At 71.2% G+C, this 21,330-nt stretch carries 21 protein-coding genes and 2 tRNA genes; 11 read left to right on the top strand and 12 right to left on the bottom strand.

Going from position 1 to position 21,330, the window contains the following annotated elements:
• The first annotated feature begins 34 nt into the window (after positions 1-34).
• From serS to QSJ60_RS00160, 7 genes are all read left to right on the top strand, one after another.
• Complete coding sequence (gene serS / locus QSJ60_RS00190) at positions 35-1,303, top strand: serine--tRNA ligase (RefSeq protein WP_285462084.1); 1,269 nt, start codon at positions 35-37, stop codon at positions 1,301-1,303.
• The gene (locus tag QSJ60_RS00185; protein WP_230765625.1) at positions 1,300-2,193 is read left to right on the top strand and encodes an HAD family hydrolase; all 894 of its coding nucleotides are present in this window, start codon (positions 1,300-1,302) and stop codon (positions 2,191-2,193) included. The genes serS and QSJ60_RS00185 overlap by 4 nt, the downstream gene beginning before the upstream one ends.
• Before the next feature lie 120 nt (positions 2,194-2,313).
• Complete coding sequence (locus QSJ60_RS00180) at positions 2,314-3,567, top strand: LCP family protein (RefSeq protein ID WP_285462083.1); 1,254 nt, start codon at positions 2,314-2,316, stop codon at positions 3,565-3,567.
• A 156-nt stretch (positions 3,568-3,723) separates the two neighbouring features.
• A tRNA-Ser gene (locus QSJ60_RS00175) sits at positions 3,724-3,808 on the top strand.
• Between the two features lie 66 nt (positions 3,809-3,874).
• Positions 3,875-5,179, top strand: a complete 1,305-nt coding sequence (locus QSJ60_RS00170) for an LCP family protein (RefSeq protein WP_285462082.1) — start codon at positions 3,875-3,877, stop codon at positions 5,177-5,179.
• Between the two features lie 93 nt (positions 5,180-5,272).
• A tRNA-Ser gene (locus QSJ60_RS00165) sits at positions 5,273-5,364 on the top strand.
• 213 nt (positions 5,365-5,577) lie between these two features.
• Positions 5,578-5,937: a hypothetical protein gene (locus tag QSJ60_RS00160; RefSeq protein WP_285462081.1), complete on the top strand. Its 360-nt coding sequence runs from the start codon at positions 5,578-5,580 to the stop codon at positions 5,935-5,937.
• A gap of 76 nt (positions 5,938-6,013) precedes the next feature.
• Here QSJ60_RS00160 and QSJ60_RS00155 read toward each other — a convergent pair whose 3' ends face one another.
• Positions 6,014-6,349 (bottom strand): hypothetical protein, encoded by a 336-nt coding sequence (locus QSJ60_RS00155; protein ID WP_285462080.1) that lies wholly within the window; start codon positions 6,347-6,349, stop codon positions 6,014-6,016.
• A gap of 298 nt (positions 6,350-6,647) precedes the next feature.
• Between QSJ60_RS00155 and QSJ60_RS00150 the strand changes: the two genes are divergently transcribed.
• Positions 6,648-8,510, top strand: coding sequence for a hypothetical protein (locus tag QSJ60_RS00150; protein WP_285462079.1), 1,863 nt, complete (start codon positions 6,648-6,650; stop codon positions 8,508-8,510).
• A 47-nt stretch (positions 8,511-8,557) separates the two neighbouring features.
• On the opposite strand, the gene QSJ60_RS00145 is transcribed toward QSJ60_RS00150, so the two are convergent.
• From QSJ60_RS00145 to QSJ60_RS00130, 4 genes are read right to left on the bottom strand one after another with little or no spacing between them, the layout of a single operon-like run.
• On the bottom strand, positions 8,558-9,067 hold the full coding sequence (locus QSJ60_RS00145) for a nucleoside deaminase (protein WP_285462078.1): 510 nt from the start codon (positions 9,065-9,067) through the stop codon (positions 8,558-8,560).
• Positions 9,064-10,068: an alpha/beta hydrolase gene (locus QSJ60_RS00140; protein WP_285462077.1), complete on the bottom strand. Its 1,005-nt coding sequence runs from the start codon at positions 10,066-10,068 to the stop codon at positions 9,064-9,066. Before QSJ60_RS00140 ends, QSJ60_RS00145 begins: the two co-directional genes overlap by 4 nt.
• Positions 10,065-10,682 carry a TetR/AcrR family transcriptional regulator gene (locus tag QSJ60_RS00135; protein WP_285462076.1) on the bottom strand — a complete coding sequence of 206 codons (618 nt, stop codon included), beginning with the start codon at positions 10,680-10,682 and terminating at the stop codon, positions 10,065-10,067. The genes QSJ60_RS00140 and QSJ60_RS00135 overlap by 4 nt, the downstream gene beginning before the upstream one ends.
• Position 10,683: 1 nt before the next feature.
• Positions 10,684-11,247 (bottom strand): hypothetical protein, encoded by a 564-nt coding sequence (locus QSJ60_RS00130; RefSeq protein WP_285462075.1) that lies wholly within the window; start codon positions 11,245-11,247, stop codon positions 10,684-10,686.
• Between the two features lie 149 nt (positions 11,248-11,396).
• Here QSJ60_RS00130 and QSJ60_RS00125 point away from each other — a divergent pair, with 149 nt between their 5' ends.
• Positions 11,397-12,353, top strand: coding sequence for an aldo/keto reductase (locus tag QSJ60_RS00125; protein ID WP_285462074.1), 957 nt, complete (start codon positions 11,397-11,399; stop codon positions 12,351-12,353).
• A 22-nt stretch (positions 12,354-12,375) separates the two neighbouring features.
• On the opposite strand, the gene QSJ60_RS00120 is transcribed toward QSJ60_RS00125, so the two are convergent.
• The 5 genes from QSJ60_RS00120 to QSJ60_RS00100 form a co-directional block, all read right to left on the bottom strand.
• Positions 12,376-13,713 (bottom strand): MFS transporter, encoded by a 1,338-nt coding sequence (locus QSJ60_RS00120; RefSeq protein WP_285462073.1) that lies wholly within the window; start codon positions 13,711-13,713, stop codon positions 12,376-12,378.
• 32 nt (positions 13,714-13,745) lie between these two features.
• A complete protein-coding gene (locus QSJ60_RS00115; RefSeq protein WP_230765664.1) occupies positions 13,746-14,222 on the bottom strand; it encodes an RpiB/LacA/LacB family sugar-phosphate isomerase in 477 nt (158 codons plus the stop codon).
• A gap of 102 nt (positions 14,223-14,324) precedes the next feature.
• The gene (locus QSJ60_RS00110) at positions 14,325-15,290 is read right to left on the bottom strand and encodes a LacI family DNA-binding transcriptional regulator (protein WP_285462072.1); all 966 of its coding nucleotides are present in this window, start codon (positions 15,288-15,290) and stop codon (positions 14,325-14,327) included.
• A gap of 105 nt (positions 15,291-15,395) precedes the next feature.
• A complete protein-coding gene (locus QSJ60_RS00105) occupies positions 15,396-16,391 on the bottom strand; it encodes a hypothetical protein (protein WP_285462071.1) in 996 nt (331 codons plus the stop codon).
• 1 nt (position 16,392) lies between these two features.
• On the bottom strand, positions 16,393-16,746 hold the full coding sequence (locus QSJ60_RS00100; RefSeq protein ID WP_285462070.1) for a PadR family transcriptional regulator: 354 nt from the start codon (positions 16,744-16,746) through the stop codon (positions 16,393-16,395).
• Positions 16,747-16,914: 168 nt separating this feature from the next.
• On the opposite strand from QSJ60_RS00100, the gene QSJ60_RS00095 reads away from it, so the two are divergent.
• Positions 16,915-18,147: an exonuclease domain-containing protein gene (locus QSJ60_RS00095; RefSeq protein WP_352230677.1), complete on the top strand. Its 1,233-nt coding sequence runs from the start codon at positions 16,915-16,917 to the stop codon at positions 18,145-18,147.
• Between the two features lie 430 nt (positions 18,148-18,577).
• Here the strand turns inward: QSJ60_RS00095 and QSJ60_RS00090 are convergent, their stop codons facing one another.
• Entirely contained in the window at positions 18,578-18,886 is a 309-nt protein-coding gene (locus QSJ60_RS00090) for a hypothetical protein (protein WP_285462068.1), read from the bottom strand.
• 135 nt (positions 18,887-19,021) lie between these two features.
• Here QSJ60_RS00090 and QSJ60_RS00085 point away from each other — a divergent pair, with 135 nt between their 5' ends.
• Positions 19,022-20,950 carry a bifunctional diguanylate cyclase/phosphodiesterase gene (locus QSJ60_RS00085; protein WP_285462067.1) on the top strand — a complete coding sequence of 643 codons (1,929 nt, stop codon included), beginning with the start codon at positions 19,022-19,024 and terminating at the stop codon, positions 20,948-20,950.
• Between the two features lie 53 nt (positions 20,951-21,003).
• Here the strand turns inward: QSJ60_RS00085 and QSJ60_RS00080 are convergent, their stop codons facing one another.
• On the bottom strand, positions 21,004-21,294 hold the full coding sequence (locus QSJ60_RS00080) for a DUF7882 family protein (protein ID WP_230765673.1): 291 nt from the start codon (positions 21,292-21,294) through the stop codon (positions 21,004-21,006).
• Positions 21,295-21,330 lie beyond the last annotated feature (36 nt).

Raw genomic sequence — 21,330 nt, 5'->3', positions numbered from 1 at the left:
GCCCCGTGTGGGCGGTCCCGGCTAGACTTGCGGGGTGATCGATCCCGTGCTGCTCCGCGAGAACCCCGAGCTGGTCAAGCGTTCGCAGGAGCTGCGCGGGGAGTCTCCCGAGCTGGTCGACGAGGCCGTCGCCGCCGACGCCGCGCGCCGCACCGCCATCACCGCGTTCGAGACGCTCCGCGCCGAGCAGAACGCGTTCGGCAAGCAGGTCGCGAAGGCCTCGAAGGAGCAGAAGGCCGAGCTCGTCGCCCAGGCGCAGCGCCTCGCCCAGGCCGTGAAAGACGCGAACCACGCCGCGAACGAGGCCGACGCCGCCTTCCAGGCCGTCGTGCAGCGCATCGGCAACGTCGTCCTCGACGGCGTGCCCGCCGGCGGCGAAGACGACTACGTCGTGCTGCGCGAGGTCGGGCAGGTGCCGGCCTTCGACTTCGAGCCGCGCGACCACCTCGAGCTCGGCGAGCTGCTCGACGCGATCGACATGGCGCGCGGGGCGAAGGTGTCCGGGGCGCGCTTCGACTACCTGAAGGGCGTCGGCGCCCGCCTCGAGCTGGGCCTCATGAACATGGGACTCGACCGGGCCATCCAGGCCGGCTTCGTGCCGCTCATCACGCCGACGCTCGTGAAGCCCGAGATCATGCAGGGCACCGGCTTCCTCGGCGCGCACGCCGACGAGATCTACTACCTGCCCGACGACGAGCTCTACCTGACCGGCACGAGCGAGGTGGCGCTCGCCGGCTACCACCAGGGCGAGATCCTCGACGTCTCCGAGGGGCCCATCCGCTACGCCGGCTGGTCGACCTGCTACCGCCGCGAGGCCGGCTCGCACGGCAAGGACACCCGTGGCATCATCCGGGTGCACCAGTTCAACAAGCTCGAGATGTTCAGCTACATCGACCCGGCGGACGCCGAGGCCGAGCACGAGCGGCTGCTCGGCTGGCAGGAGGGCATGCTGCAAGACCTGGGCCTCGCCTACCGCGTGATCGACACCGCGGCCGGCGACCTGGGCTCGAGCGCGGCCCGCAAGTACGACGTCGAAGCCTGGGTGCCGACGCAGGGCGCGTACCGCGAGCTCACCTCCACCTCGAACTGCACGACCTTCCAGGCGCGTCGCCTCGACATCCGCCACCGCACGGAGAGCGGCAAGACCGCGCCCGTCGCGACCCTCAACGGCACGCTCGCGACGACCCGCTGGATCGTCGCGATCCTCGAGACGCACCAGCAGGCCGACGGCTCGGTCGTTGTGCCCGAGGCGCTGCGTGGCTACCTCGGCGGCCTCGAGGTGCTGGAGCCGGTTCGGCGATGAGCGACCGTCGCGAGCCCCGGGTGCGCACCATCGTCGAGCAGACGGCGGATGCCGCGGCGGGCTCGCGCCCGCAGGCCGAGCCCCTGCCGCCGGAGGAGCGGTGGTTCGTCGCGCTCGACGTCGACGGCACCGTCATGCACGAGGACGAGTCGATCGACCACGCGGTCGCCGAGGCCGTCGCGTCCGCGGTCGCACGCGGGCACCACGTGACGCTCGCGACCGGGCGCTCCTGGTCGACGACGGGCCCGGTGCTGCGCTCGCTCGGCCTCGAGCCCGAGTACGTCGTCTGCGCGAACGGCGCCGTCACCATGCGCCGCGATGCGAGCGCCGACGACGGCTACCGCCGCGAGTTCGTCGAGGTCTTCGACCCGACCGCCGTGCTCGAGCGCATCCGCGCGGTGCTGCCGGCCGGCGAGTTCATGATCGAGCTCGGCGACGGCTACCGCCTGTACACGGCGGGCATGACCGAGTGGAACCTCGATCGCGCTCGCGAGGTCCCCTTCGACGAGCTGTTCGGGCAGCAGGCCACGCGCGTCGTGGTGCGCAGCCGTCAGCACGGTCTCGAGGAGTTCTTCGAGATCGTCGACCGCATGGGGCTGCACCACGTGAGCTACGCGATCGGCTGGACCGCCTGGCTCGACATCGCCCCCGACGGGGTCAACAAGGCGACCGCGCTCGAACGGGTGCGCGGCTGGATCGACCACCCCCTCGACCGGGTGCTCGCCGTCGGCGACGGACGCAACGACATCGAGATGTTCCGCTGGGCGGGCTCCGCCGGGCGGGCCGTCGCGATGGGCCAGGCGCCCGACGAGGTGCGCGAGGTCGCGGGCGAGGTCACCGGGGCGATCGACGACGCCGGTCTCGCGGCTGTGCTGCACTCGCTGCCCTGAGTCGAGGGCGCTGACGGCCGCGCCCGACTCGCGCTCCTGAGCGCCGGGTGGTGGCCGGGGCATCCCGCTATCCTGTCGCTGCGGCGGCCAACGACCGGGCCGCCCCGGGGGAGCGCAGCCATGGCGGCACGGCACGGCAGACAGCGGCGTCCGAGCGCGTGGCGCGCGCTCGGGAAGGGGCTCGCCGCGAGCGTGGCCGTGCTGCTCGTCTCGACCCTCGGCGTCGCCGCATACGCCGTGGCCGACCTGTACGACGACATCCAGGAGCCGCCGAGCTTCACGCTCGAGAGCGAGGAGGTGCTGGCGGACATCCCGGACATCGGTGTGATGGACGGCGGGCTCACCTTCTTCCTCGCCGGGATCGACAAGCGACCGGCCGACGGCGCGTTCGGCGATCCCGAGGAGGACTCGGCGGTGCTGAACGACGTGAACCTGCTCGTGCACATCGCGCAGGACCACTCGCACGTCGAGGTCGTGAGCTTCCCGCGGGACATGCTCGTCCGCGTCCCCGAGTGCGCCGACCCGAACGGAGCGGAGGGCGAGACGCTCTCGGCCATGTCCGGCGTCAAGCTCAACACGGTGTTCCACCACGGCGGGCTGGGCTGCGTGGCGAAGACGGTCGAGGAGCTCGTCGGCATCCCGATCCCGCTGGCCGGGGTCGTGGAGTTCTACGGCGTCGCGGCGATCAGCGAGGCGATCGGCGGCGTCGACGTCTGCCTCGTCGACCCCATCGACGACCCCCTGTCCGGACTCGTGCTCGACGCCGGCCACCACTCGATCTCGGGCATGACCGCGCTCGCGTTCCTGCGCACCCGGCACGGGGTGGGCGACGGATCCGACCTCGGCCGCATCTCGAGCCAGCAGGCGTTCATGGCCTCGCTCATGCGCAAGGTGCAGCAGGAGGGAGTCCTCGAAGACCCCATCCGGATGTACTCGATCGCGAAAGCGGCGCTCGCGAACATGCAGCTCTCGAGCCACCTGCAGGACCCGGCGACGCTGATCTCGATCGCGAGGACCGTGCAGGACCTCGATCTGTCGAACATCGTCTTCGTGCAGTACCCGACCGGATACACGGACGACATGTCCGCCGTCGTGCCCTCGGATTCGGCGGAGGCCGTGAACGCGGCGCTCCAGGCGGACGCCCCGATCGCCCTCTCGGCGACGGCGACGGATGACGCGAGCTTCGGCACCGCACCGGAGGCACCCGCCGGCGAGGCGGTGCCGGAGGGGGAGGCGCCGGCCGAGGGCGAGGCCCCGGCGGACGGGACTGGGGTGGACGGCACGGGGTCGCCGGCTGGGCCGCCGACCCTGCCGAACGACGTCACCGGGCAGTCGGGCGACGAGGTCCGCTGCGCAACCGCCAACCCGGGTTGAGCCGGCGAACCCGCGCTGATCAGGGGATCCGAGCTCGCCTCAGCGCCTTCCCAGGCCGGAATGGCAGGCTCTGGGGGACGTGGTTCGGTAGAATCGGGGCCTGTCCGTTCGCGGGCGCATCGGGGTGCACACCCCGGCGTGCGCGCCAGCGGGCATGGAGGGCTGTCCGAGCGGCCGATGGAGCTGGTCTTGAAAACCAGTGGGCAGCAATGCCTCGTGGGTTCGAATCCCACGCCCTCCGCGTCATCCGATGTCAGCCAGGCCGGTGCCGCACCGGCAGAACCCAGCCCAGATGGAAGGATCGCGAGTGCCCCACGACGTGCAGCACAGCTCTCGGCGCGCAGCCAAGACGCCATCCCTCGCCCGTCACGGGCGGCTCCGCAAGAGCGCGGCATGGAAGACCCTGCTGAAGTCGGTCGCCGCGGTCGCGGCGGTGGCGCTCGTCTCGGGCGGTGCGGTCGCGGCGTACGCGGCGTGGGATCTCGCGGCGACGGCGCAGCCCACGGTCAAGCTCGAGAGCGAGAAGGTTCTCGAGGGCGTGCCCGACGTCGGCGCGATCGACGGCGGTGTGAACCTGCTCCTCATCGGCAGCGACAGCCGCGCCGGTCAGGGCGACGGCTTCGGCGACCCCGACGAGGAGACCGCGGTCCTCAACGACGTGACCATGCTGCTGCACATCGCCCAGGACCACTCGCACGTCGAGGTCGTCAGCTTCCCCCGGGACATGTTCGTCTCCGTGCCCGGCACCTGCACCGACCCCGAGGACCCGAGCGAGGAGCTCTCCGCGCTCAGCAGCGTGAAGATGAACAGCGTGCTCGCCTACGGCGGCATGGACTGCGTGGTCAAGACGGTCGAAGAGCTCACCGGCGTGACCATCCCGTTCGCCGGCATCGTGCAGTTCATGGGCGTCGCCGGCCTCTCCGAGGCGGTCGGCGGGGTCGAGGTCTGCGTGGCCGAACCCATCGAGGACCCGTACACGGACACCTACCTCGACGCCGGCATGCACACGCTCTCCGGGCTCCCCGCGCTGCAGTTCCTCCGGGTGCGGCACGGTGTGGGCGACGGCTCCGACCTCGGCCGCATCTCGAACCAGCAGGTGTTCCTCTCGGCGCTCGCCCGCCAGCTGCAGTCCGACGGCACCCTCGGCGACCCGGTGAAGCTCTACAGCATCGCGAAGGCGGCGCTCGCGAACATGCAGCTGTCGTCGAGCCTCACCGACCCGACCCGCATGATCTCCATCGCGAAGGCGATGAAGGACGTCGACCTGTCCAAGATCGCGTTCATCCAGTACCCGACCGGCTACGTCGAGGGCGGCGTCGTGCCGAGCGACTCGGCCGAGCTCGTGAACCAGGCGCTGCAGGCCGACCTGCCGATCACCTTCGACCCGGCGGCCGACCAGACGGACTTCGCCTCCGCGGCCGACCCGAACGCGCCCCCGGCCGACCCGAACGCACAGGTGGCCGCCGAGGGCGACACGGGCGGTGAGGCCCCGGTCGAAGGATCGACCGAGTCCACGCCCACCCCGCCGGCCGGCTCGCTGCCGAGCGACGTGACCGGTCAGACGGCCGCCGACGTGCGCTGCTCCGCCGGCCGCACGCTCGCCGACCAGTAGCCCGACCCGCTCGTTCCGCCGATGGCCCCTCGAATCGTGATTCGAGGGGCCATCGGGTTATGATGGCAGTCGCGTGCGCGCAAGCGTCCGCATGGAGACGTCGCATAGTCCGGTCGAGTGCACCACCCTGCTAAGGTGGAGTCCCCGTAAGGGGACCGCGGGTTCAAATCCCGCCGTCTCCGCCACTCGAAACGCCCCCGCTGTGTGCGGGGGCGTTTGTCGTTTCGCGGCGAGGAGTTCACCCCCGATGGGCCGGCGCCCCGCGATCCTCGATCGGGATCAGGGTTGGCGAGTCGCGGGAGTACCGGGGCCTCGTACCGCCGACGCTTGTCAACCGTCTCCCACCAGGCCAGGAGCCATGGAATCGTGGCCGCACCACACACCGAGAGGAGCGGCAGATGACTGACATCTCCAGCGGGTTCGTCGACCCTGGCGACAACAAAGACGCGGACCGCATGGACCTGCCGATGACGCAGGTCGATGAAGAGGAAGTCGATGCCCACCGTGGCGGCCCCGTCGAGGAGCCCGAAGGGCAAGGCGTTGGAATCGGTGGCGAGCCGAGCCGGCTCCCTGCAGACGGCGCAGGCGACGACGACCCGGATGGCGCAACCGAAGAGACCGACGGGCTCGGTAGTGACGGGACCATCCCGAATGAACCCGGCGGCGTCGGCATCGGCGCCGGCGAGCCCACCACCTTCGAACCGGAAGAAGACCCCGAGGCTGCAGGGCGGCGAGACGCGCGTTCCGACCGAGAGTAGCGCTGTCAAGCCCTGCTGCTCGTACTGGCCTGGCTCGCGATCCTCATGTACGCCCGGAATCGCGGCTGTGCTGCCGCTAGCTCAGCTGCTCCCAGCGTCCATCAGGAAGGACGCCGGACTCGAGGTCGGAGAGCGCGAGCATCGCCTCGCTCCTGGTGACGGCGTACTCGGCGGGGTAGTCGACCGCTTGACCCCCGATGGTCAGGTCGACCGTCTCGTCGTCGTTGTCATCGAGCGGGGTGCCGCTGAGCGCGTTGGCGACGCGGGTACCCTGGTCGGCGGTCGCGGTGACGATGAAGCGGTCCGGTCCGCCGCCGATCATGACGTCCCAGTCCTGGATGCGATGGGCGATCAACGTGCGGGTGAGGCCGTCGAGCTCATCGATGCCCCAGCGGTCCGCTTCGTTGCTCATCGCACCAGTCTGGCACTCCGCCGCGAGATCTTCGCGGGCCGGTTTCGGATGTCGCGAAGTCGTCGCCACCGGGCGGGCAGCACTGCGTGCGGCGCGGCCTGCCCTCACAACTGGGGGCAGGCCGCTCCTCTCGCACTGAGGCGGAGATGGCCTTCCGCATGGTTGGATCCAAGAGGAGGATCGGACATCTCGGAGCTGCGCTGCCCTGGCGCAGCGTTCCGGCTGCTGGCCCTGCAGGTCGTGCCGAGACCGCAGCGCCGTCGCTGCGGGTCGACAACGGACGGAACACCCTCCAGCCATGAGTACTTCGACGACGCGGCGCCGAACATTCGCCGCAGCGCTGGTCGCTGCGGTGATCGCTGCGGCTTCGGTGTTCTCGGCCGTGCCGGCCATGGCCGAGCCGATCCAGAATCCCGTCTGGGCCACCACCACGCTCGGCGACCTCACCGTCGGTCAGGATGTCGGCACGATCCAGCTGCAGGCTCCTCCGGCGGACTACTTCGCGGTCACCATGGGCGTTCTGCCGTCCGGCCTGAACATGGACTCCTCCGGGCGGATCACTGGAACCCCCACGAGCGCTGGTGGGTACTTCGTGCAGATCACCGCGGTCGACAATGCGGGCGGCGGCCTGTCCTCGTACGACTTCAACGGCACGGTGCAGCCGGCGCCGCCGCCCGTCACCTGGGTGACGACGTCCCTGCCGGCCGCGGTGGTCGGCACCGCGTACTCGCAGACGCTCGTCGCGCAGAACGCCACCTGGTACAACGTGTCGTCGGGCGTGCTGCCCGCCGGCCTCACGTTGACGGGTGCCACGATCTCGGGCACCCCGTCGGTGTCGGGGACCTTCCCGATCACGGTGGAAGCGTGGGGGAACGGCACGTTCGACCTCGCGTACTTCACGATCGAGGTGACCGCTCCGGTCGACCCGTGGATGACGAAGACGCTGCCTCAGCTCGAGCAGGGCATCCACGTCGACACCGTCATCGACGTGGAGAACGTCGCGTCGCTGCGACTGGTCGCCGGGGCGCTGCCGGCCGGGCTGGCGTTCTTCGAGGACACTTGGCTCCACCTCGTCGGCACCCCGAGCGCCCTCGGGCCGTACGACTTCACGCTGAGCGTCGATGTGGACGGGGTGAGCTACCCGCAGCAGTTCACCGGAACGGTGAAGTGGCCGATGCCGAGCTTCGCAGCGCAGGGGCTCCCGAGAGCGAAGGTCGGCCAGCCGTACTCGGCGCAGCTCTCGGGGTCCAACTGGTCCGAGCTCGGCCTCATCGCGGGCGAGCTGCCCGCGGGGCTGTTGATGAACAGCTCCGGTGAGATCTCCGGCGTCCCGATTGCGGCCGGTGCGTCCCAGTTCATGGTGACGCTGTCGAACCCGGACTACGCTCCCGGTCTGGTGCTGAAGTCGTTCATCATCTTCATCGATCCGGCCGCGCCGATCTTCACCGACGGGGTCGACCCGCTCGGGTTCCAGGTGGGCGAGCCGTTCAGCCACACCTTCACCTCCGACCAGGAGGCCGAGTTCTCGATCCGCTCCGGCGCCCTCCCTGCGGGCACCTCGCTGACGAGCGAAGGCGTCCTCTCGGGTACGCCGACGCAATCCGGGTCGTACTCGTTCTCGATCGAGGTGTCGAACGAGTTCGGCAGCACCCTTCGCGTGTACACCGGCACGGTGCTGCCGGCGAAGACCACTCCCGCCACCCCGGTGAACACGACCTCGGCGACCGAGGCGAAGGCGGGCGCCCAGCTCGAGGTCACGGGCACCGGGTTCACGCCGGGGGAGCTCGTCGAGGTGTGGCTGCACTCCACCCCGGTGCGGCTCGGCGAACTCACGGCGGATGGCGTCGGGAACGTGCGCGGCACCTTCACCCTGCCCGCGAAGCTCGAACCCGGCGTGCACCACATCGTGCTCGTGGACGAGCACGGCGCGGAGTACGTCTCAGGCGGCCTCACGATCACTGCCGCCGAGGGCGGTACCGCGCCCGCGGTTCCGGTGACCTCGACGAAGCCGGCCCCCGCGAAGCCGTCGGCGACGCAGCTCCCCGCGCTCGGATTCGACCGCGGCACCGCGGCGGTCCTCGTCGGCACGATGCTGCTGCTCGGCGCTGCGCTGCTGCTCGTCGGCCGACGGCGCACGACCGCCACCAAGGAGCGGGGCTAGCGTACGGATGCCGACTCGCCGAGCTGCTCGCCCGTCCGGCCCCGCCGTCAGGCCCCGCGCTCGACGAGCCGGCGCTGCAGCTCCTTGACCTCGTCGACGAGCTCGGGTGCGGGCCCGGTGACCGGGAGCCCCGGGGCGACGGCGTTGATCGGCAGCGCGGCGACCGGCCCCGGCGCGAGGCCCCACTCGGCACGCCACTGCGCGAGCTGCGCCGAGGCGGTGGCGTAGACGATCCGGCCGAGGCCGACCCAGGCGTGCGCGGCCGAGCACATCGGGCAGTGCTCGCCGGAGGTGTACACGACCGCCTGCCGACGCTCGGCCGGGGTCAGGTGCGCGGCCGCCCACCGCGCGATCTCGAACTCGGGATGCCGGGTCTCGTCGCCGTCGGCGACGCGGTTGCGGTCCTCGAAGCGCACGGCTCCGGTGGAATCGACGAGCAGTGAGCCGAAGGGTTCGTCGCCCGCGTCCAGCGCCTCCCGGGCGAGTTCGACGCAGCGCCGCAGCAACGCGAGGTCCGTCGGATCGGTGGCGGGTGCGATCTCGGGTACGTCGTTCATCGTGCCTCCGTGGTCGTGGCCGAGGGGTTCGTGCGGCCGGTTCGATCTGCATCGGCGGCCGAACCTCCGCTGCGCGCCAGAGTACTCGCGTCCGCTCGGGGCGCTCGGCTGACTGGGCGCTCCTCCGCAGGGCGTGGGCTGCTCAGGGCGGCCAGGAACGCGGCGACGGCGGCGCGGTACTCGGGCTCCGTCTCCTTGATGCCGAGCAGGTGACCGGTCGGCAGCTCGGCCACCCGTGCGTGCGGGTAGCGCGCGCCGAGGGCCCGCACCTGGGCGGGGTCGAGCACCTCGTCCTCGGTGCCGATGAGGAAGAGCATCGGGGTGCTGCCCGACGCCGAGCTCGCGGGGTCCGGCGGCCATGCGGCGCCGAGCATCGAGACGGCGGTCGAGGCGAACGCGGCGACCGCGGCCGGATGGCGCAGCGCCGAGCGGGCGGCGGCGGGCAGCTGCGCGCCGCCGTCGACGACGAAGCGCCGCAGCATCGGCTCGAGCTCCAGGCCGGGGCCGCTGTCGCAGAGGATCGCGTGGATCGGCGTCGCGCGGGTGCGCAGGGAGTAGAGCGTCGGGAACGTCGAGAAGGAGAAGCCCCACACGACGACGGGGCCGGCGTCCGGCCATCGCTCGGTCGCCGTTTCGATGCAGGCCGCGATGTCCCGGCTGAACCGATCGGCGAGCCCGCTCCGGCTCCGATCGGAGCCGGAGCGACCGTGGTTGCGGTGGTCGAACAGCAGCACGTGATAGCCGAGCCCGTGCAGCAGCTCGGCGTGGCGCAGGCTCGCCGACTTGGTCAGCCCGATGCCGTGGCCGACGATCGCGGTGCCGCTTCCCCGGCCGGGCACGAGCCAGACATGGAGGTCGATGCCGTCAGCGGTGCGGACGGTGCCCTCGCTCGCCTCGAGGCCGAAGTCGGCGGGATCACGGTGGTGGGGTCTCCTCGGCGGGCGGAAGAGCCGCGCCGCGAGGCGGCGGCCGAGCAGCGAACCGAGCCGGTCGCCGATCATGTCGCGGCCCCGCCGCCTGCGGGCGCCTCGGCATCCGCATCGAGCACGGCGGCCGAGGCGGCGAGCACCGACGGCATGAGCCAGGGCGGTTGCGCGGACTCCCGGATGACGAGGCGCGCGGCCGAGTACGGGAGGTCGATCAGGGCGAGTCGGGTGCGGCCGAGCGCGGCCGAGTCGACGCGCTCGAACTGCGCTGCCGCGAAGCGGCGGATCGCGCGGGCGACGTCGTCGTTCAGGGTGCGGAGCTCCTCGCCGAGCTCGTCCGGCCAGAGCGCGATGAGGTCCTCCCGGCGGTGCCGGGTGAGGAGCTTCGCCTCGGTCGGATGCGCCGTGCTCCAGTCGAGCGTGTGGCGGACGGCGCGTTCGGCGGCGATCCGCGGGTCGGGCGAGGCGAGCGCGTCGAGGAAGCCGCGTTGGAACCGCTGCACGGTGCGCACCCAGAGCGTGGCGACGAGCAGGTCCCGCGAGGGGAAGCGGTGGTAGATCGAGCCCGACGGCGCCCCGAGTCGCTTGGCGACCGCGACGGCGGTGGCCGCGTGGGCGCCGTCCTCGGCGATCAGCTCGAGCGCGGCATCCAGGATGTCCTGCTCCGAGTACTTCGCGGTCCGGCCCATCTCAGCGGACCTCCTTCCCGGTCGGTGTGACCTGCTCGGCGAGCCGGCTCAGCTCGCGCAACTGCTTGCGCATCATGACGAGGTCGCCCCAGGCCAGGGCGGTGTTGCGCGCCGCGGCCCCGCGGCCGGCGCTCGGCATGCGGAGGATGGCGCCGAGCTGACGCTCGTCGTCGGGGAGCTGGTCGATGCGGTACTCCACGACGAGCGCGCCGAAGAGTCGGGACGGCGCGCCGGGTCGCATGCCCAGGGTGATCGAGCGTCCGTGCTCGAAGGCGAGGAGGGTGAAGATGGTCATGAACCGTTGACCCAGGGCGAGCCGGGTCATCGCCGGGTCGGCGCGCTGCGGGCTGCGGCGGGCGAAGTTGTCGATCCAGTCGTAGCTGTACGGAGCGCGGCGCAGTTGGCACAGCCAGAGGAACAGCGCTTCCGGCGTCGCGCTCGTGCGCACCGCCCGGGTCGCGATCGTGCGGGGGTCGGGGAGGGCAGCGGCGTGGCTCGGCCCGCCGGGAATCGGCGGCCCCCAGCTCCACGGGCGTCCCGGCAGGGGACGAGTCGACGAGATCATGGGGGCTCCTTGCATCCGTCTCAATATTAGAGATTAATCTCTATTAAGTCGAGCGTCTCATCCGCGGCAGGAGCGCGGCGCCCGTCGAGGGGTAACGTCGGGTGAGGCCGACCGCGGCCCCCGCTCTCCCGTCGAACGAAGGATCCCGGATGACCGCCACCGCCGTCCCCGAGCCGTCCGTGAAGCGCGTCCCCCTCGGCGGCACGGGCCTCGAGGTCCCGAACCTCCTGCTCGGCGCCATGCGCATCGAGGACCTCGACGACGCCGCGATCCGCGAGCTCGTCGACACCGCGCGCGCCGCGGGCATCAGCTACATCGACCATGCGGACATCTACGGCCGGGAGCTGCACGGCTGCGAGCGCCGCTTCGCCGAGGCGCTCCGGCTCAGCCCCGCCGAGCGCGACGAGCTCACGCTGCAGACGAAGTGCGGCATCGTGAAGGGCGAGGCGGCCTTCGACTTCTCCTACGAGCACATCGTCGCCTCGGTCGAGGGCTCGCTCGATGCGCTCGACACCGACCGCATCGACGTGCTCCTGCTGCACCGGCCCGATGCCCTGGTCGAGCCCGACGAGGTCGCCCGCGCCTTCGACGAGCTGCACGCGGCGGGGAAGGTGCGCGCCTTCGGGGTGTCGAACCACACGCCCGGCCAGATCGAGCTGCTCCAGCGTTCGCTCGACCAGCCCATCGTCGTGAACCAGATCCAGCTCTCGCTCGCCCACGCCTCCGCGATCGCCCAGGGCATCGCCGCGAACATGTCCGACGAGCAGTCCGTCGTGCGCGACGGCGGGGGCATCGTCGACTACGCGCGCCTGCACGGCATCACCCTGCAGGCCTGGGCGCCCTTCCAAGGACCGGCGGGCGTGTTCCTCGGCTCCGATCAGCACGCCGAGCTGAACGCCGTCATCGATCGGATCGCGGGCCGCTACGGCGTCGAGCCGATCGCGGTCGCGACTGCGTGGCTGACCCGGCATCCCGCCGGCATCCAGGTGGTCCTCGGCACGACGAAGCCGGCCCGCCTGGCCGCCGCCGCGCAGGGCTCCGATCTCCGGCTCAGCCGCAGCGAGTGGTACGAGCTGTTCCGCGCGGCCGGGCACATCGTGCCCTGACCGCGCGGAACGCCGCGCCCGGTCAGGCGGTCACGGTCTCGCGCCGCGCCTCCTCGATCTGCGCCGCGACCTTCGTGCGCTGCGCCCGGCCCCAGGTCTCGCGCGCGGTCAGGATGCCGGCGAGGCCGATCACGGCGGCGAGGATGTAGAGCATCGCCGCTCCGGGCCATCCGAACACGCCGGTCAGCAGGGTCGCGAGCAGCGGGGCGAAGCCGCCGAGCGAGGCCGCGACCTGGTAGCCGATGGATGCGCCCGAGGTGCGCCTGGTCGTGCCGAACTGCTCGGACAGCAGCGAGCCCTGGACCCCGGTGAGCGTGGCGTGGATGAACGCGATGCCGAACACGAAGACGGCGAAGATGAGCGCCGGCACCCCGTCGTTCGTGAGCCAGTACATCGGGAACGCGAACAGGATCGCGGTGACGCACGCGGCGATGTACAGCGGGCGGCGGCCGAAGCGGTCGCTGAGCGAGCCGGCGAGGAAGGTGGTGCCGATGGCGACGACGCTCGCGACGGTGATCGCGGCGAGCGCGATCGAGCGGGTGTCGGGATGGTTCGTGGTGAGGTAGTTGAGCAGGAACGTCGCCGTCAGGTAGTACGCGAACGACTCCACGATGCGCAGCGCGATGACCCGCAGGATGCCCCGCCAGTCCTTGCGGAGCGTCGCGAGGAACGGGTTCTTCTCGATCTTCCCGGTCTCCTTCGCCTCCTCGAACTCCGGCGACTCCGACAGTCGCGCGCGCACGATCAGGCCTGCGACGACGAGAATGAGGCTCAGTAGGAACGGCACCCGCCAGGCCCAGTCGCCGGGCAGGTTCGCGCAGACGAGGAACATCAGGCTGGCGAGCGCGATGCCGAGCGGGTTGCCGGACTGGGGGATCGCGGCGAACATCCCTCGCCGGTTCCACGGCGCGTGCTCGTACGCCATCGTGACGGCGCCGCCCCACTCCGCGCCGAAGGCGAGCCCCTGGATCATGCGGATGACGACGAGGAGGATCGGGGCGAGGATGCCGACGGTCGCGTAGGTCGGCAGCACGCCGATCACGAAGGTCGCGCCGCCCATGACGAGCATGGCCCCGACGAGCACGGGCTTGCGGCCGAAGCGGTCGCCGAGGTATCCGCCGATCGCCCCGCCGATGGGGCGCATCAGGAAGCCGACGGCGAGGGTCGCGAACGCGAGGAGCGTGCCGACGACCGGATCCTCGTTCGGGAAGAACACCGGGCCGAAGTACAGGGCGGCGGCGGTGCCGTATGCGATGAAGTCGTAGTTCTCGACGCTCGTGCCGACGGCGGCGGCGATCGCGGTCTTCACCCGGTCGGGCGAGCCCAGGGGGCTCGGGGCGGTGCTGGTCGTGCTGGTCATACCCAATCTCCTTCGATTGCGCGGTGGTGGGGTCAGGGGGTGGTGTCGTTCAGGTAGTCGGCGAGCGTGCGCTGCTCGAGCAGCTGGAGTTTCCGCACCCGCCGCCGGGTGTCCTCGTCGTCGTCGAACGTCGCCGTGAGGAAGGCGTCGAGGATGTCGCGGATGAGCGCGCGCGGCGCGAGCCACGCGCCCATCGCGATCAGGTTCGCGTCGTCGTGCTCCACGGCCTGGTGGGCGGAGTACGGCTCGTGCGTCAGCGCGCAGCGGATGCCGTCGATCTTGTTCGCGGCCATGATCGCGCCGGCGCCGCTGCCGCAGACGAGCACCCCGCGCTCGGCCGCGCCCGACAGCACGGCGTGCGCGGTGCGGGCCGTGATGTCGGGGAAGTCGACGGGGGTCTCGTCGAAGGTGCCGACATCGACGACCTCGTGGCCGAGGGCCGTCAGCTGCTCCTTCACGAACCCGGTCAGCGGGAACCCCGCGTGGTCGGCGCCCAGGGCGACTCTCATCCGGCAACTCCTTTATCCAGGGATGTGAACGTTTACATGGAAACGTTTACACGACTGCAGAGAGTTAACCTCCGCGGCCTCCCGCTGTCAAGTCGCGCGGGATCAGCCGCGAGCGATGAGCCGCGTGGGCAGGGTCACCGATCGGGGGTGACCGCCGTCGATCAGCTCGAGCAGCAGGCGCATCGCGACCGCGCCCATGTGCGCGGCGTCCTGCTCGATCACCGAGAGCGGCGGCTCCACCAGGCGCATCCAGTCCTGGTCGTCGAAGGAGACGAGTTCGACCGCCGCGCCACGGTCCCGGATCGCCTCGAACGCCCCGGAGCTCATCAGCGCGTTCGAGGACAGCACCGCCGTCGGCGCCGGGCTCAGGTCGAGGAGCCGCACGGCGGCGTCCGCGCCGCCGCCGCGCCGGCCGTCGGCGAGCTGCACGAGCTCCGGCGCGGGATCCAGCCCGAGCCCGTCGCGGATCGCCTCGAACGCCGAGACCCGCGCCCGCCCCGTCGAGACGGACACGGGGCCGGCGATCAGGCCGATGCGCCGGTGCCCGCGATCCCGCAGCTGCGTGATCGCCTGCTCGATCCCCTGCCGCACGTCGAACGTCACGACCGGGGCGTCGACGCCGTCGAGCGTGCGGTTCAGCAGTACGACCGGGATCCCGGCCTCGACGAGCGACCGCGCGCCCTCGGCGCTCCCGCCCTGCGGCGACATCAGCACGCCGTCCACGCGCTGCGCGCGGAACGCCCGGAGGTACCGGGCCTCGATCGCGGAGTCCTCGTCCGCGTTGGCGAGCATCGTCACCCGTCCCGCCGCGAGCGCCTCCTGCTCCGCCCCGTGTGCGGCGTCGGCGAAGAAGGGGTTCCGCACGTCGGAGATCGACAGGCCGATCACCCCCGTGCGCGCCAGCCGGAGGGACTGCGCCCGCGCGTTCGGGGTGTAGCCGAGTTGCAGGGCGGCCTCGCGCACGCGTTCGCGCGACTCCGGCGAGGTGGCGGGGTTCCCGCTCAGCACCCGCGACACCGTGCCGATCGAGACGCCCGCGAGCCGCGCGACATCATGAATCGTGCTCATCCAGGTCCCCGCTCGGAAACGTTTCCACGTGCGCGGTCACGGTACCACGCCGCCGGCACGGTGACCCCCGGCGTCACACGGGGCCTGCGGCCAGGTGCACCGGCCTCAGAGCGGGGCTGCTGCGGTTCGGGCGAGCCGCCGCCCGGCCGCCGCCCGGCGCAGTGCTACGACCGCGTCGACCGCGATGGCGATCACGAACGCGACGAGGATGAACTTGGTGGTCTCGTCAGCGGCTGCCGTCGCGAAGATCGGGCCCCCGAGCACCCACCAGAGCAGGAGTGCGATGAACACCAGGTCGAGCGCGCCCCTGACGGCCTGGGTGACCGGACCCCAGCGGCCCGCGAGGAGGACGGCGACGAAGAGGGCGAGTTCTGCGGCCCACAGAAGCAGCAGCCACGGCGCCCGCCACTGCAGGAACCCGCGGTCGAGGGCGAGTGCGGCGAGCACGGGCTCGGGCAGGCCGGGTGCCCACGAGCCCAGCGAGGGCAGGGCGAGCAGCGCGCTGGCGCCCAGCAGGGCGAGTGCGAGGGAGAGCACGCCCAGAGGGCGGTTCACGCGGTCACGGTCGATCGCGTTCTTCGGCACCGAGGCGGGAGCCGGTGCCCATGCCGTCGCGGCGGACTCGCGGCGACGGGTGGCGAGGGCCGAGAGGAGCGTGAACGTGATCAGTACGCCCGGCCACCAGAACGCGCCGAGGCCGGGGCCGAACCACCAGACCGTGAGTCGCCCCCACCAGGTGTCGGCGCCGTACTCCCAGCCGACGACCGGCGGCACGCCGAGTAGCGCGGCGGGAAGCGTGATCAGCCAGATCACGGCAATGCCGCCGAGTGCGAGCCACGTGAAGCGCGGGGCATCCGACGGTCGGATCACGGTGAAGCCTGCGGGCCGGTAGCGGTCGGCCACGTCGGCCGGGCGACCGAACGCGGCGAGCAGCTCCATCGTCACGTCGGCGTCGACGGGGCGGCCGCCGTCTGCGGCGCGGCCCGCGACCTCCTCGCGGAGGAGCGAGCGGAGCTCGCGCGCCACATCGGTGCGCTGTCGTCGCGGCAGATGCCGCACGACGTCGCCGACGTAGCTGTCGATGATGGCGTTGGGGTCCATGTCACTCCTCCTCGTGGTCGTTCTCGTTCAACAGCACGTCCATCACCGACACGAGTGACCCCCAGGCGGAGGTGAGCTCGCGGTAGGCCTCGGCGCCCTGCGGGCTGAGTCGGTAGTAACGGCGTGGTGGTCCGTCGTCCGCCTGCCAGTGCGACTCGAGCAGGCCCTGGCCCTCGAGTCGACGCAGCAGCGGGTACAGGGTGCCCTCCTCGATGGGCATGCCGTGCCGGGCGAGCTCCTGCCGCAGCGAGTACCCGTACTGCGGGGTGCGCAGCCGCGAGAGCGCGGAAAGCACCAGCACGCCTTTGCGCAGGTCCTGCTCGAGCTTCGGGAGCTGCTCGGCGTCATCTACCATGCGCCACACACTACATAGTGCCGCACAGTATGGCAATGCGCGCGACCGAAGACTGCTCGATCCGAGCTACCTGCGAGATACCCCCAGCATTGGGCCTGCTCACTGACGTGTGCCGGCAAGTAGCGTGGCCGGAATTGTGGAGGCGATGGGGCTCCACCGAGTGCGGGGGTGCGTGTGGCGCTAGATTTTGTCGCCGTGGATTTCGAGACAGCGAATCGTGCGCACGCGTCTGTGTGCGCCGTCGGCGCAGTCCGTGTCCGTGACGGAAGCGTGGTGGACGAGTTCCAGTCGCTTGTCCGGCCGCCAGACGGGTTCGGTGCGTTCGAGGAAGGCAACGTCCGAGTCCACGGGATCACCGCGGCCGACGTGGCCGATGCTCCTACGTGGGACGCGGTGTACCGGGATCTTCGTCGGTTCATGCGCGATGACGTGATGGTGGGGCATAACGCGCCGTTCGACACCGCCGTACTCCTAAATGCCTGCGGAGCGCATGACATCGACTGGCCCCAGTTGGACGTCCTTTGCACGCTGCGGCTTTCGCGAGCGACGCTCACGCTGCCGTCGTATTCGCTGCCCTGGGTCGCCGCGCATTTGGGCATCGCGGAGTTCGACCACCACGATCCGTTGGCCGATGCGCGGGCATCGGCGCAGGTGTTGACCGCGATTGCATCCCGGACGGGAGCGGAAAGCCTCGATCAGCTCCTGAAGAAGACCTCGCTCAGCACCACGGCGACCTGGACCGAAGACGACGACGAGCTCATCGCTGCACTCGACGGAGACGCCGACGACCTTGTCGGCACCGGTTTCGAGGGCGAGGTGGTGTGCTTCACAGGCGCGTTGAAGATGATGATCCGCACACGAGCGCGGGAGCTCGTAGTTGAGCAGGGCGGGACCTGGCAGGACTCGGTCACACGCACCACCAGCATCCTCGTGACCGGAGACTTCGACGAGAGGACCTTCCGGCCGGGGGCATCCTTCAGCACCAAACTCGCGAAAGCATTTGCGCAGGTCGAGCGAGGTCAACCACTCGAAATCATCACTGAAGAGGCATTCGTCGCCCGGATGGATATCGGTCTGGAGGAGCTCAGAGCGAGGCTTGCGGTCCGCGGTGCCCGGACCAAGGTACCCGATTGGGTCGTCGCGCAGGCGGGACGTGGGCCTGTCGGGGACGGCTTCTGGGAGTGGTACAGCGCTTCGCTCCGGCACCCGGAGGGGCGGGCGGGCGGCGGCGAACCATGCATCTGGTGCGGTGCGGAAGTCCCCAAGCACGCTCATTGGGTGCATCGGGACCGTCACGTCTGCGGGGTTCACTGCAATGAGCGCTTGAAACGCGGCGCCCGCCGTGCCTGGCAGCGCGCCGGCCTGGAAGTGACGACCCCCTCCGAGCCGCCCTGGGGGTGAGCGTGTCGGCCTCCCGCGGAGCGCTCACCGGTGCCGACTACCCGGCGATGCGCGCTCCCGGCAGCGGTTCGAGCTCGGGCCTCCATCCAGTCGTACCCCTCGATGCGCCCGGCAGCGTAGGACTCGTGGAACCGCTCGGTGAGTCGAGTCGTGCGACCGGGCCAGCCGTCCGCGTAGCCGGCCAGGACGGGTGGGTACACGAGCCACAGCCCGAAGAGCCGCCCCCACCCCGCCGCCCGCACGAACTCGACATAGGAGGGTGGGAACGGCCCGCCGTCGGGCAGGATGGTTTGCTCGAGTGCGGTGACGTCGACATGGTCGAGCGTCGGTGCGGTGGGCGGAGTGAACACCGGCATCGGACCCCTTCGCAGCGCGCGTCTGGAGGACCCTACCCGCAGCCGCTCGTCGGCGGCGGTGTGCGCCGCCTCGTTCAGGCCGCGAGCACGCGGTGCCGGTCGGACGTGCTGGATGCCGTGAAGGCGACGGCCTCGTGCAGCTCCGCGTCGGCGGCCGTCGGCACCACCGACCCGGCATTGCGCCGGGCCTCGCGGAGCACATCGGCACGCGAGGTGTGCCACGTCGGCGCCGAACGCCGCGCGATCCAGACGGCCTCGTAGCCGCCGCGCTCTCCGCGCTCGACGTAGGCGACGAGTCGCTGCACCTGCCCCGCCGGGTACCGCGAGTCGCAGAGCCGCCATCCGCCCGGCGCGAGCGGCTCCCAGATCAGTGTCTGCTCCATTTCGATCGACCTCCCGAAGGCATCATCCCGTCGGAACGGCCCACGCACGGGGCCCTTGACACGGGCGGCATTTCAGCTCAATCGGCTACGCTGGCCACACCGGTCGTCCTACCCCTTCCGGCAGACGGAGTGACCGTGGACCCGGCCCAACTCGCCCTCGACCCCGACGAGCTCCGCAGGCTCGACGAGTGCGCGAAGGAGCCGATTCGGACGCCCGGCTCGATCCAGGCGCACGGCACCCTCCTCGGCATCGACCGGACGGGGCTCATCGCGGTGGCGAGCGAGAACGCGAGCGACTGGTTGGGGCATCTGGTGGCCGAGCTCGGCAACGCCGAGCTCGAGTACGCGGTGCGCAGCGGGCACGCGATCGATCCGGTGCGGATCACCTGGCAGGGCGAGGCGTGCGACGCGATCGTGCACCACCGCGACGCCATCACGATCGTCGAGATCGAGCCCCTGCCGGAGAGCGGCGAGTACGCCCGCACTGCGGTGGTCGGGGCGATCATGCGCACCTCGCAGGCGAGCTCCGAGGAGGAGCTGCGCGCGGCGGTCGTCACCGAGATCCGCGAGATCACCGGCTTCGACCGCGTCATGATGTACCACTTCCACGACGACGGACACGGCGAGGTGGTCGCGGAGGCCCGCGCGGAGGAGCTGCCGCCGTACCTCGGCCTGCACTTCCCCTCCTCGGACATCCCGCCGCAGGCGCGCGCCCTCTACATCTCGAAGATCGGGCGCACGATCGCGAGCACGGAGGCGCCCGGCATCCCGCTCGTCGCGCTCGCCGACGACCCGCGCACGATCGATCTGTCGGATGCCGAGCTGCGCACGGTCTCGCCCTACCACCTGCAGTTCATGCGGAACATGGGGCAGGCCTCGAGCTTCTCCCTCTCGATCGTCGAGAGCGGCCGGCTCGTCGGCATGATCACCTGCGCCGACCGGGGCGAGCGACGTCTGCCCGTGCTGCTCCGCCGGGCGCTCGAGGTGCTGGCCGGGCAGATCGCGCTGCAGCTCGCCTCGATGCGGCAGATCAGCCGCCTCCAGCACATGGTCGACGTGCGGGCCAGGCGGGCGGAGCTCCTCGCCCCGCTCTACGCGTCGGACGACATCCACGCCGCGCTGCTCGGCGGCACCGCGACGGTGCTCGACCTCGTCCCGGCCGACGGCGTGCTGGTGCGGATCGCGGGCACCTCGCGGATGGCTGGCGAGACGCCCGCGCTGGGGCCGATCCTGCAGGTGCTCGAACGCGTCGGCAGCACGCCCTTCGTATCCGAGTGCCTCCTGACCGAGCGGCCCGATCTCGCCGAGCTCATCCCGGGCGTCGCGGGACTCCTCATCGTGCCGCTCGCGGAGTCGGGCGATGTGCTCGTGTTCTTCCGAGGCGAGCTCGCACGCGAGATCTCCTGGCTCGGCGATCCCGGCGGCACGAATCGGCCCGACGAGCTGTCGCCGCGCACCTCGTTCGCCACCTGGCGGCGCACGGTGCGGGATCGCAGCGCGCCCTGGGGCACGGTTGTCGAGGAGGCGGCGGAGCTCGGCCACGAACTGGAGGTCGCCCTGCAACGGCGGGCGGAGGCCCAGCTGGCGGAGCTCGCGATGCGCGACGCGCTCACCGGGCTGTACAACCGGCGCTACCTGGTGGAGCGCCTGGCCACCAGGGGCCCGGTGGGCGAGGCCGGCAAGGCGATGCTCTTCGTCGACCTCGACGACTTCAAGAGTGTGAACGACGCGCACGGGCACGACGCCGGCGACGCGGTGATCCTCGAGGTCGCGAACCGCCTCACCGAGTCCTCGCGGGAGCAGGACGTCGTGGTGCGGCTCGGCGGCGACGAGTTCGTGGTGCTCCTCGACGGCGTCATCGGCGAGGATGTCGAGGCGATCGCCGATCGGCTCGTGCAGTCGATCGCCGTGCCCATCGTGACGAGTCGTGCGGTGCTCTCAGTGACGGCGTCATGCGGCGTCGTCGTGGCCGAGCCGGGCTCGCCCCGGGTCGGGCTCCTCGAGGCGGCGGACGCGGCGATGTACCGGGCGAAGCACGCGGGACGGAACCGGATCTCGCTCTGACGGCGCGCGCCGTCAGGCGGCGTGCGTCGGGGTGCCCCCTCCGGCGGCGTGCGTCAGGCCTTCGGCTCCGGCGTGACGCGCATGCCGGCGGCGCCGTTGGCGGAGTCGATGAGCTCCTCCAGCCAGACCCGGTTGATCTCGCCGGGGGCGCCGTCGAACTCGAAGCGCAGCGTCGACGACGGATTGATCCACACCTGCTGGCGCGCGCCCGCGTCGCCGTCGATGGAGAGCGCGAACGCCTCCTTGCGGCGGAGCTTGGCGAGCACGACGAACTCGATGTGCGCGAGGGTGCGATCGGGGATCGCGAACGAGGCCGGCGGCGAGCCGTAGTGCAGATGTCCCATTGTTCCGATCCTATGCGGAAGCGAGCCGAGGTAGCC

It is taken from the genome of Agromyces sp. NBRC 114283, from assembly GCF_030268405.1.
In the GTDB taxonomy this organism is placed as follows: Bacteria; Actinomycetota; Actinomycetes; order Actinomycetales; family Microbacteriaceae; genus Agromyces; species Agromyces mediolanus.
The sequence above is the reverse complement of the archived record's forward strand: the minus strand, read 5'-3'. Positions and strand labels throughout refer to the sequence as shown.

Coding starts and splice junctions, on each gene's coding strand:
- QSJ60_RS00185 (WP_230765625.1), top strand. CDS start 1,300: ATGAGCGACCGTCGCGAGCCCCGGGTGCGCACCATCGTCGAGCAGACG.
- QSJ60_RS00180 (WP_285462083.1), top strand. CDS start 2,314: ATGGCGGCACGGCACGGCAGACAGCGGCGTCCGAGCGCGTGGCGCGCG.
- QSJ60_RS00160 (WP_285462081.1), top strand. CDS start 5,578: ATGACTGACATCTCCAGCGGGTTCGTCGACCCTGGCGACAACAAAGAC.
- QSJ60_RS00155 (WP_285462080.1), bottom strand. CDS start 6,349: ATGAGCAACGAAGCGGACCGCTGGGGCATCGATGAGCTCGACGGCCTC.
- QSJ60_RS00150 (WP_285462079.1), top strand. CDS start 6,648: ATGAGTACTTCGACGACGCGGCGCCGAACATTCGCCGCAGCGCTGGTC.
- QSJ60_RS00145 (WP_285462078.1), bottom strand. CDS start 9,067: ATGAACGACGTACCCGAGATCGCACCCGCCACCGATCCGACGGACCTC.
- QSJ60_RS00140 (WP_285462077.1), bottom strand. CDS start 10,068: ATGATCGGCGACCGGCTCGGTTCGCTGCTCGGCCGCCGCCTCGCGGCG.
- QSJ60_RS00135 (WP_285462076.1), bottom strand. CDS start 10,682: ATGGGCCGGACCGCGAAGTACTCGGAGCAGGACATCCTGGATGCCGCG.
- QSJ60_RS00130 (WP_285462075.1), bottom strand. CDS start 11,247: ATGATCTCGTCGACTCGTCCCCTGCCGGGACGCCCGTGGAGCTGGGGG.
- QSJ60_RS00125 (WP_285462074.1), top strand. CDS start 11,397: ATGACCGCCACCGCCGTCCCCGAGCCGTCCGTGAAGCGCGTCCCCCTC.
- QSJ60_RS00120 (WP_285462073.1), bottom strand. CDS start 13,713: ATGACCAGCACGACCAGCACCGCCCCGAGCCCCCTGGGCTCGCCCGAC.
- QSJ60_RS00115 (WP_230765664.1), bottom strand. CDS start 14,222: ATGAGAGTCGCCCTGGGCGCCGACCACGCGGGGTTCCCGCTGACCGGG.
- QSJ60_RS00110 (WP_285462072.1), bottom strand. CDS start 15,290: ATGAGCACGATTCATGATGTCGCGCGGCTCGCGGGCGTCTCGATCGGC.
- QSJ60_RS00105 (WP_285462071.1), bottom strand. CDS start 16,391: ATGGACCCCAACGCCATCATCGACAGCTACGTCGGCGACGTCGTGCGG.
- QSJ60_RS00100 (WP_285462070.1), bottom strand. CDS start 16,746: ATGGTAGATGACGCCGAGCAGCTCCCGAAGCTCGAGCAGGACCTGCGC.
- QSJ60_RS00090 (WP_285462068.1), bottom strand. CDS start 18,886: ATGGAGCAGACACTGATCTGGGAGCCGCTCGCGCCGGGCGGATGGCGG.
- QSJ60_RS00080 (WP_230765673.1), bottom strand. CDS start 21,294: ATGGGACATCTGCACTACGGCTCGCCGCCGGCCTCGTTCGCGATCCCC.